9 protein-coding genes are annotated in these 7,748 nt (G+C 71.5%); 3 read left to right on the top strand and 6 right to left on the bottom strand.

What is annotated here, in order from left to right; genetic code table 11:
• Together AB7U92_RS17635 and AB7U92_RS17630 are read left to right on the top strand one after the other, a co-directional pair.
• Positions 1–723 (top strand): DUF4010 domain-containing protein (locus AB7U92_RS17635; RefSeq protein ID WP_428579783.1); only part of this gene is annotated, 723 nt, incomplete at its 5' end.
• A 75-nt stretch (positions 724–798) separates the two neighbouring features.
• Positions 799–1,284: a hypothetical protein gene (locus tag AB7U92_RS17630; protein WP_428579780.1), complete on the top strand. Its 486-nt coding sequence runs from the start codon at positions 799–801 to the stop codon at positions 1,282–1,284.
• A gap of 3 nt (positions 1,285–1,287) precedes the next feature.
• Here the strand turns inward: AB7U92_RS17630 and AB7U92_RS17625 are convergent, their stop codons facing one another.
• From AB7U92_RS17625 to AB7U92_RS17605, 5 genes are all read right to left on the bottom strand, one after another.
• On the bottom strand, positions 1,288–2,334 hold the full coding sequence (locus AB7U92_RS17625; RefSeq protein WP_428579777.1) for a CaiB/BaiF CoA transferase family protein: 1,047 nt from the start codon (positions 2,332–2,334) through the stop codon (positions 1,288–1,290).
• Positions 2,334–3,203, bottom strand: coding sequence for a 2OG-Fe(II) oxygenase (locus tag AB7U92_RS17620; protein ID WP_428579774.1), 870 nt, complete (start codon positions 3,201–3,203; stop codon positions 2,334–2,336). Before AB7U92_RS17620 ends, AB7U92_RS17625 begins: the two co-directional genes overlap by 1 nt.
• A gap of 43 nt (positions 3,204–3,246) precedes the next feature.
• Entirely contained in the window at positions 3,247–3,879 is a 633-nt protein-coding gene (locus tag AB7U92_RS17615; protein ID WP_428579771.1) for a bifunctional 4-hydroxy-2-oxoglutarate aldolase/2-dehydro-3-deoxy-phosphogluconate aldolase, read from the bottom strand.
• A 115-nt stretch (positions 3,880–3,994) separates the two neighbouring features.
• A complete protein-coding gene (gene edd, locus AB7U92_RS17610) occupies positions 3,995–5,815 on the bottom strand; it encodes a phosphogluconate dehydratase (RefSeq protein WP_428579768.1) in 1,821 nt (606 codons plus the stop codon).
• A 105-nt stretch (positions 5,816–5,920) separates the two neighbouring features.
• Positions 5,921–6,391: an OmpA family protein gene (locus tag AB7U92_RS17605; protein ID WP_428579765.1), complete on the bottom strand. Its 471-nt coding sequence runs from the start codon at positions 6,389–6,391 to the stop codon at positions 5,921–5,923.
• Positions 6,392–6,436: 45 nt separating this feature from the next.
• Here AB7U92_RS17605 and AB7U92_RS17600 point away from each other — a divergent pair, with 45 nt between their 5' ends.
• On the top strand, positions 6,437–7,042 hold the full coding sequence (locus tag AB7U92_RS17600; RefSeq protein WP_428579762.1) for a gamma-glutamylcyclotransferase: 606 nt from the start codon (positions 6,437–6,439) through the stop codon (positions 7,040–7,042).
• 6 nt (positions 7,043–7,048) lie between these two features.
• Here AB7U92_RS17600 and AB7U92_RS17595 read toward each other — a convergent pair whose 3' ends face one another.
• Positions 7,049–7,675: a nucleotidyltransferase family protein gene (locus AB7U92_RS17595; RefSeq protein ID WP_428579759.1), complete on the bottom strand. Its 627-nt coding sequence runs from the start codon at positions 7,673–7,675 to the stop codon at positions 7,049–7,051.
• Between the last annotated feature and the right edge of the window lie 73 nt (positions 7,676–7,748).

Genomic DNA, 7,748 nt, shown 5'->3' with positions numbered 1-7,748 from the left:
TCGCTGGTGCTGCTGATCCTCGTGCTGCAGGCGGCAGGCCACGTGGCGCTGCGCCTGTTCGGCGCGCGGCTCGGGCTGTCCGCCTCCGGGTTCTTCGGCGGCTTCGTCTCCAGCACCGCCACGGTGGCGGCCTTCGGCGCGCGGGCTCGCGCGGGCCAGGTGGCCGTGCCGCTGGCGGCGTCAGCCGGCGCGTTGTCGGGCTGCGCCACCTGGGTGCAGATGCTGGCCATGGCCGCGGCGCTCTCGCCGCCGGCACTGGCATTGTTGTGGTGGCCGGCGCTGGCCGGCGTGGCCGCGACCCTCGCCGTAGCGGCGCTGTGGTCGCGGCGCGGCGCGCGCGACGGCGATGGCGCGCTGCTGTCCGAACGCAGCGCCCTGCGGCTGCGCGAAGCACTGGTGGTGGCACTGCTGCTGGCGGCAGTGGCCCTGCTCGTGTCGCAGGCGCAACGCCTGTTCGGCGATGCCGGCGCATTGGCCAGCGCCGCGCTGGCCGCGCTCGCCGATGCGCACTCGCCGATCGCGTCGCTGCTGTCGCTGTTCAACGCCCAGCGTCTCGATGCGCTGACCCTGCTGCAGGGTGTGCTGGTCGCACTCGCCGCGAACACGGTGACGCGCCTGGTCACCGCCTTCGTGTCGGGCGGAGCCGCTTATGCGATGCGTGTCGGCCCGGCGCTGGTGGCCGGCCTCGCGGCCGCCACGGTGGTCGTCGCGTTTGCAGATTGATGCGACTCGACACAGTGTGACAGGCACATCGGGCTAAGGTTGATCTCCGACCCGAGGAGTCGTTGGAGGATCAGCATGAGAACCGCATGGCGCACGGCATGGCAGGGCGCGGAGATCGTCGTCTACCGCGAAGACGAGGCCATCGACCGCGTGAACGCGCAGGACATCGAGCGTGTGGTGTTCGTGCACCACGGCAGCGGCGACTCGCCGGGAGACCTGCTCTACGCCATCGTCGAGACGGCGGACGAGGCGCTGGTGTTCCCCGACTTCACCGGCTTCGCCGGCCGCGTCAACTTCGAGCGCCAGGCCTTCTGGGCCGAACGCGGCTGCGTGTACTGGGTGTCGGAGCGGCATGCCGCGCTGCCGCCGAGGCTGCGGCGCGGGCGCTGGTTGCTGCGCAAGGCCGGCCCGCAGTTCGCACGCGTGCCGCGGGTGGAGCTCACGCCGCTGATCGAGGCCTGGCCGCTGGAAGGGCCGCAGACCTGGGAGCAGCGCAAGTGGCGCCGCATCGAGAACAGCCGGCCGTTCTCGCACTCCGCACCGGGGCAGCTGCGCGCCTGAGGTTCAGCCTGCCGCGCGGTGCACCGGGTGCGTGGTGAGTTCGTCCAGCCGCAGCACCGGCGTGACGCAGGCATCGACGCCTTCGAACAGCGCCGCCCAGTGCGCCATGGTCTGGCGCGCGAATACCGCGGCCACCTCGGCGCGCAGCGCCATCGATTCGGCGCTTCCCGGCAGCAGCCCACGCGACCAGTGCTGCTCGATCCACTCGGGCCGGCGCAGCGCCTCGCACAGCGCGCGCCAGAACTTCATCTCCAGCGCGCCCACCGCCATGAAGCGGCCATCGGCACAGCGGTAGGCCCCGTAGCAGGGTGCGCCGCCGGAGAGCAGGTCGCGCCCCGGCGCGGGCATGCGGCCGCTGGCCTCCAGCGTGATGCGCGCGAGAACATGGTGCCGCCAGACCTCGTGCGTCATCGACACGTCGACGAAGCTGCCCTTCCCGCTGCGCTGCGCGGACAGCAGCGCAGCCAGCATGCCCGACACCGCGGCCTGCGTGCCGCCCATCAGGTCGCCGATCTGGAAATTGGGGACCGCCACGTCGCCGTCGACGGTGGCGATCTGCTCGAGCACGCCGGCCATGGCGATGTAGTTGATGTCGTGGCCGGCACGGTGCGACCAGGCATTGCGCTGGCCGTAGCCGCTGATCGCGCACATCACGAGCTTCGGGTTGAGCGCGTGCAACGTCGCCCAGCCCAGGCCCAGCTTGTCCATCACCCCGGGGCGGAAGCCTTCGACGAGCAGATCGGAGCTGCGCAAGAGTTCGAGCAGTTCGGCGCGGCCAGCCTCGCTGCGCAGGTCGATCTCGCGCAGCTGCTTGCCTTCGTTGAGCCAGCGGAAAGTCAGGCTGGGGCGGCCGGCTTCGCGGTCGGCACGCGTCAGGCCCATGTGGCGGGTGCCGTCCTCCTGACCGTCCCGGGCCGGGCCCTCGATCTTCAGCACCGTGGCGCCCATCTCGGCGAGGTGCTTCGTGGCCAGCGGGCCGGGCAGCAGGCGCGTCAGGTCGATCACCGTGATGCCGGCGAGCGCTCCGGCATCCACCGAGGCTTCACGCATCAGCGGAACACCCCTTCACGCAGCCACTTGGTGGCGACCCATTTCTCGCCGGCCACCACCGGGGCACCGCCGTGCAGCGTCTTGCTGGCCGGATGGGCGCGGTCGTAGCTGAAGAACACGGCGTTGCCCTTGACCGGCGCCACCTCGAGCTGCACGTCGGGGAAAGTGGTGCCGCCGCCGACCTCGGGGTCGTTGAGGTACATGACGACGGTGCCCACGCGCTGACCGCCGCGCTTGAGGATGGTGGCCGTGCCCGGCTGGGCCGGGTCGAAGTAGTCGTAGTGCGGCTTGTACTCGGCGCCGGGCAGGTACTTCAGCACCTGCAGGCCCTCGCCGTTCTCCACCGGCCAGTGGATCAGCGCGGCGATGCGCGCCTCGATGCGCCGGCACAGATCGTTCTCGCCACGGTCGAAGAACATGCCCTGGCTGGTGCGTGCCGAGTTGACCTCGTTGCCGCCGGTGTCGGTCTGCACGGTCTCGGAGCGGGTCAGTCGCCTGGCGGCCAGCGCCATCAGCTCATCGCATTCCTCGAGCGAGAGCAGCCCGCCGAACACCACCACGCGCGGGTCGCGCATGGCCATCACCACGCGCACCTCGCGGTCGGGCAGCTGGATCGTCGTGGGCATGCCGCCGCTTGCCGGCAGCGGCTCGGGCACGGGCACCGGCGGCGGCAGCTGCGCCGCCTTGGCGCGCTCGTCGAGAAAGCCGCGTAGCGTGTCTTCCAGCGCGGCGATGGCCACGTCCTCGCGCCAGCCACTGGCCTTCATCGAGGCGAGCACGGCTTCCGGCTGCGCGCCGGCCTTGGCCTGCTCGAGGATCCAGGCACGCAGCTCCGGCGTCACCGGTTGGGCGGGTTGCACTTCGCTCATGGGCAAATTCTGCCCCAGCGATGGGCGCCCTTGTTACGGTGCGTCAAGCACCGCGCAGCGCGTGGGTCTGGCGGGCGAGCGCGGTGATGCGCGCCCAGTCACCCGATTGAACCGCGTCGGCCGGCGTCAGCCAGGAGCCGCCGCACACCTTGACGTTGGGCAGGGCGAGAAACTGTGGCGCCGTCTCCGGCGTGATGCCGCCGGTGGGGCAGAAAGCCACGTCGGGGAACGGCCCGTGCAATGCCTTCAGCAAGGGGATGCCGCCGGCCGCCGTGGCCGGGAAGAACTTGAGGAAGTGGTAGCCGTCGGCGTTGGCCTGCATGACCTCGCTGGCCGTGGCCACACCGGGCAGCAGCGGCAACGTCACGTTGCGGCAGTAGTGGCCGACTTCGCTGGTGTAGCCGGGGCTCACGCCGAAACGGCAGCCGGCGTCGCGCGCCGCCTGAGCATCGGCAACGCTGCGGATCGTTCCCGCGCCGACGATGGCTTCGGGCACGGCGCGTGCGATGGCCTCCATCGCGCGCAGCGCCACTGGCGTGCGCAACGTCACCTCCAGCACCCTGACGCCGCCGTCGACCAGCGCCTGCGCCAACGGCACGGCGTCGTCGAGGCGCTGGATCACGATCACCGGAATCACCGGGCCGTGCACGGCCAGATCCAACGTATTCAAGTTCATCGAAACTCCTTGGGCCTCAGCCCATCAAGCGGCCGCCGAGGAACCGGCTGCGCCGGTCCGCTAGCGGCGCCCCCTTCGAGGGGGAGCGCCGAAGGCGCTACGGGGGTGGTCCACATCAGAGCCAGGTGCAGGCGCCTTCCTCGGCGCTGAGCACGTTGCGGCGCAGGCCGCCGAACAGCTCGCGGCCGAGGCCGTGGGCATTGGTGTCGGCGGCGGCCGCGGTGATCTGCGCCGGTTCGCGCGCGGCCCAGTCGGCCGCGTCGACCCGGGCTTCGAGCGTGCCCGCCACCGCATCGAGCCGGATCAGGTCGCCGTCGCGCACCTTGGCGAGCGGTCCGCCGGCCAGCGCCTCCGGGCTCACGTGGATGGCCGCCGGCACCTTGCCCGAGGCACCGCTCATGCGGCCGTCGGTCACCAGCGCCACCTTGAAGCCCTTGCCCTGCAGCACCGCCAGCGGCGGCGTGAGCTTGTGCAGCTCGGGCATGCCGTTGGCGCGCGGGCCCTGGAAGCGCACCACCGCGACGAGGTCGCGCTCCAGCTCGCCGGACTTGAAGGCCGCCAGCAGATGTTCCTGAGAGGTGAAGACCCGCGCCGGGGCCTCGATCACGTGGCGGTCCTCCGGAACCGCCGAGACCTTGATCACCGCCCGGCCGAGGTTGCCGGTCAGAAGCTTCAGGCCGCCTTCGGCGCTGAAGGGGGCGGCGGCCGTGCGCACGATCGCCGTGTCGCCGCTCTCGGCCGGCAGCGCACTCCAGCGCAGCGCGCCGCCCTCGTCCTGCGCTGGCAGCGTGCCGTACTCCCGCAGGCCGCCGGCGGCAACGGTGGCCACGTCGGCATGCATGAAGCCGCCGTCGATCAGCTCGCGGATCACGAAGCCCGGGCCGCCTGCGGCCTGGAACTGGTTCACGTCGGCGCTGCCGTTCGGGTAGACGCGCGCCAACAGCGGCGTGGCGTGGGAGAGGTCGCTGAAGTCGGTCCAGTCGATCAGGATGCCGGCGGCGCGCGCCACCGCCACCCAGTGGATCAGGTGGTTGGTCGAGCCGCCGGTGGCCAGCAGCGCGACCATCGCGTTGACGATCACGCGCTCGTCGACCAGCTGGCCGATCGGCCGGAAGCGCTGTCCACCCTTGCGGATGGACAGCACGCTGCGCACCGCCTCGCGAGTGAGCGCCTCGCGAAGGCCCGCGTGCGGATGAACGAAGGCCGCGCCGGGCACGTGCAGGCCCATCGCCTCGAGCAGCATCTGGTTGCTGTTGGCGGTACCGTAGAAAGTGCAGGTGCCGGGGCCGTGATAGGCGGCCGATTCGGCCTCGAGCAGCCTGTCGCGGCCCACCAGGCCTTGTGCGAACTGCTCGCGCACCTTCGCCTTCTCGTTGTTCGACAGCCCCGTGCTCATCGGCCCGGCGGGCACGAACACGCACGGCAGATGGCCGAAGTGCAGCGCGCCGATCAGCAGCCCCGGCACGATCTTGTCGCACACGCCGAGCAGCAGCGCGGCGTCGAAGACGTCGTGCGTGAGCGCGATCGCCGTGCCCATCGCGATGGTGTCGCGCGAGAACAGGCTCAGCTCCATGCCGGGCAGGCCCTGGGTGACGCCGTCGCACATCGCCGGCACGCCGCCGGCCACCTGCACGGTGGCGCCGAGCCGGTGCGCCTCGTCGCGGATCACCGCCGGGAAGCCCTCGTACGGCTGGTGGGCCGAGAGCATGTCGTTGTAGGCCGTGACGACGCCGATGTTCGGTGCCTTCTCCGCCACCACTTTCAGCTTGTCGTTCGCGGGCAGGGCGGCGAAGGCGTGGGCAACGTTGGCGCAGCCCATGCGGTCGGCGCCGCGCGGACGATCGATGGCCGCCTGCACGCGGGCCAGGTAGGCGGAACGCAGGCTCGCGCTGCGCTCACGGATGCGCTGCGTGACGTCGACGATGGCAGGTTTCATGGCGATGTCCGGAGCAGGTTGTAACTCTACTCCGAATTATCAAGTAACCAGGTTACATCGTCAAAACAGCCGCGGCATCACCCTGCCGGCTTGTCGATGGTGGCGCTACTGGACCTTGAGCTCGACCCGGCGCGCCTCGCGCGGGTCGCCGCCGCCCAGCGTCTGCTGCGGCTTGTCGAGCACCAGCTGGGCCGCCGGCACGCCGTTGGCCTCGAGCGCATGCCGCACCGCCTGGGCACGCCGCTTGGCGAGGTCGGCGTTGTGCTCGGGATTGCCGCTGGCATCGTGGAAGCCGGAGATCAGCACCGCTGCGCCCGGGTTGGCACGCGCCGCGTCGGCCACGCGGTTGAGCACGTCCATCGCGTCGGCCGGCAGTGCATCGGAGTCGACCTCGAAGTACACCCGCGGCAAGGCCGCTTCGGCGGGTGCCGCCGCGGCCACCGCAGCCGCTGCTGGCGCCTTGGGCGCACCGGAGCGGCTGATCGCCAGCGTCAGCACGCCGGCGATCACCAGTGCCACCACCGCGGCAATCGCACCCAGCGCGTAGTTCTGCGTGTCATCGTTCGCGTCGCTCATGCGTTTCTCCCTTCCAAGTGATGCGAGGCATTCTAGAGTTCAGCCATGGACGTCCCCGTCGACCCGCTGATGCTGCGTGATCCGCAGGCGCTGCTCGAGCAGACGCTGCGCAGCTGGAGCGCCGGCGACGACCTGTGGGTGTTCGGCTACGCCTCGCTGATCTGGCGCCCGGAGTTCGTCGCCGACGAGCAGCGCGGCGCCGCCGTGCACGGCTGGCACCGGGCGCTGCGCATGCGCTCGCGCATCAACCGCGGCACGCCCGAGCGGCCCGGGCTGGTGTTCGCGCTGGTCTCGGGGGGCTCGTGCCGCGGCGTGGTCTACCGCATCGAACGCGGGCGCGCCGAGCGCGAGCTCGAGCGGCTGTGGGCGCGCGAGATGCCCACCGGCGTGTACGACCCGCGCTGGCTGCCCTGCCGCACGCCGTGTGGCACGGTGCGCGCCCTGGCCTTCACGCTCGACCGCACCAGCCCGGCACACACCGGCGAGCTCGCCGACAACGAGCTGCTGGAGATCCTGCGCCACGCGCGCGGCCGCTACGGCAGCACGCTGGAGTACCTGCTGGAAACAGCGGCGTCGCTGCGCGCGCGCGGCATCCGCGATCGAGAGATCGAGCGCCTCGAACGCCTGGCGCGTTCGCTGGCGCCAGCCTGAGGCGGCTCAGATCCGCTGGGCCTGCGCCTGACCGGCCTGCTGCGCCACGCGCAAGCTTTCCAGGTCGGCCTCGGTGTCGACGTCGATCAGCACGCCGGGGTCGTCGACCTCGACGCCGATCGCCGGGTAGCGGGCCGCCAGGCGCCGCGCACCCTCGTCGCCGCGCAAGGCCGTCAGCTCGCTGTAGAGCTCGGCGGCGAAGCCGACCGGATGGCCGCGCACGCCCTTGTGCTGCGCGAACACCACCGGGTGCTGGGCCAGTTCGCGCGCCACCTCCAGCATGGTCTCGGTGCGCACCATCGGCATGTCGCCGGGCAGCACCATCCAGCCGCTGGCGTCGGGCGCCGCGCTCACGCCGCTGGCGATTGAATACCCCATGCCGAGCGAGTCGTGGCCGGGCGAGCCGACCTCCGGCAGCACGATCACGTCGCGCGCCGCCACGCTGCGCCGCGCCACTTCCGCGAAGGCCTCGGTGGTGACCACCACCACCGGCAGCTGCGTGGCCACGGCGTGGCGCAGCGTGGTGGCGAGCACCGTGGCACTGCCCAACCGCTGCGCCAGCTTGTGGTCGGCGCCCAGGAAGCGACTGCCCCGCCCCGCTGCCAACACGATCACCGCCGGCTGCGCCTTCATCGCGCCACCCCTCTTGTTGTTGATTGCACTTGCGCCGCGGCAGAAACTGCCCGCGCGTTACGGACAAGAATGG

Origin of the sequence: Piscinibacter sp., assembly GCF_050175855.1 — a bacterium.
Lineage (GTDB): Bacteria > Pseudomonadota > Gammaproteobacteria > Burkholderiales > Burkholderiaceae_C > Piscinibacter.
This window is presented reverse-complemented; position numbering and strand designations above follow the sequence as displayed.

Excerpts from the sequence above, each read along its gene's own strand:
- edd (WP_428579768.1), bottom strand. The coding sequence starts at position 5,815 with ATGAAACCTGCCATCGTCGACGTCACGCAGCGCATCCGTGAGCGCAGC.
- AB7U92_RS17620 (WP_428579774.1), bottom strand. The coding sequence starts at position 3,203 with ATGAGCGAAGTGCAACCCGCCCAACCGGTGACGCCGGAGCTGCGTGCC.
- AB7U92_RS17615 (WP_428579771.1), bottom strand. The coding sequence starts at position 3,879 with ATGAACTTGAATACGTTGGATCTGGCCGTGCACGGCCCGGTGATTCCG.
- AB7U92_RS17630 (WP_428579780.1), top strand. The coding sequence starts at position 799 with ATGAGAACCGCATGGCGCACGGCATGGCAGGGCGCGGAGATCGTCGTC.
- AB7U92_RS17625 (WP_428579777.1), bottom strand. The coding sequence starts at position 2,334 with ATGCGTGAAGCCTCGGTGGATGCCGGAGCGCTCGCCGGCATCACGGTG.
- AB7U92_RS17605 (WP_428579765.1), bottom strand. The coding sequence starts at position 6,391 with ATGAGCGACGCGAACGATGACACGCAGAACTACGCGCTGGGTGCGATT.
- AB7U92_RS17595 (WP_428579759.1), bottom strand. The coding sequence starts at position 7,675 with ATGAAGGCGCAGCCGGCGGTGATCGTGTTGGCAGCGGGGCGGGGCAGT.
- AB7U92_RS17600 (WP_428579762.1), top strand. The coding sequence starts at position 6,437 with ATGGACGTCCCCGTCGACCCGCTGATGCTGCGTGATCCGCAGGCGCTG.